This window comes from Thermus sp. FJN-A, from assembly GCF_054655095.1.
The window spans coordinates 1-746 of sequence record NZ_BAAHSC010000165.1 but is presented as its reverse complement, the minus strand read 5'-3'; the positions used below and the strand labels follow the sequence as shown (position 1 = coordinate 746).

The following is a 746-nucleotide window of genomic DNA, read 5'->3' as shown; positions in this document are numbered from 1 at the left end:
TGCGGGCATGGTGCTAGTGGTGGAGCACCCGTTGCAGGAAGCTCCGGGTGCGCTCCTCCTTGGGGGCGGTGAAGATCTCCCCCGGCCTCCCCTCCTCCACGATCTGCCCCCCGTCCATGAAGATCACCCGGTCCGCCACCTCCCGGGCAAACCCCATCTCGTGGGTCACCACCAGCATGGTCATGCCCCCACGCGCCAGGTCCCGCATCACGTCCAACACCTCCCCCACCATCTCCGGGTCCAAAGCGCTCGTGGGCTCGTCAAAAAGCATCACCTTCGGCTCCATGGCCAGGGCCCGGGCAATGGCCACCCGCTGCTGCTGCCCCCCGGAAAGCTGCGCCGGGTATTTGTGCGCTTGGTCCAAAATCCCCACCCGCTCCAAAAGCTCCAGGGCCTTCCTCTCCGCCTTCTCCTTGGACCACCCCCGCACCCGCACGGGGGCCAGGGTGATGTTCTCCAGGACGGTCATGTGGGGGAAGAGGTTGAACTGCTGGAAGACCATGCCCACCTCCCGCCGCACCGCCCCCAGGGCCCGGTCGTCCTTGACGTTCAGGCCGTCCACCACCACCTCCCCCTCCTGGAAGTCCTCCAGGCGGTTTATGCAGCGGATGAGGGTGCTCTTCCCCGAGCCCGAGGGGCCGATAATGACCAGCTTCTCCCCGGGGGCCACCTCCAGGTGGATCCCCTTGAGCACGTGCAGGGAACCAAACCACTTGTGCAGGTTCCGGATGCGGATGATGGGCTCC

General features: G+C 66.4%; 1 protein-coding gene. It reads right to left on the bottom strand.

What is annotated here, in order from left to right; translation table 11 throughout:
* Positions 1-13: 13 nt before the first annotated feature.
* The coding region (locus ACYQ0J_RS02975; protein WP_460170694.1) for an amino acid ABC transporter ATP-binding protein at positions 14-746 on the bottom strand (733 nt) is incomplete at its 5' end.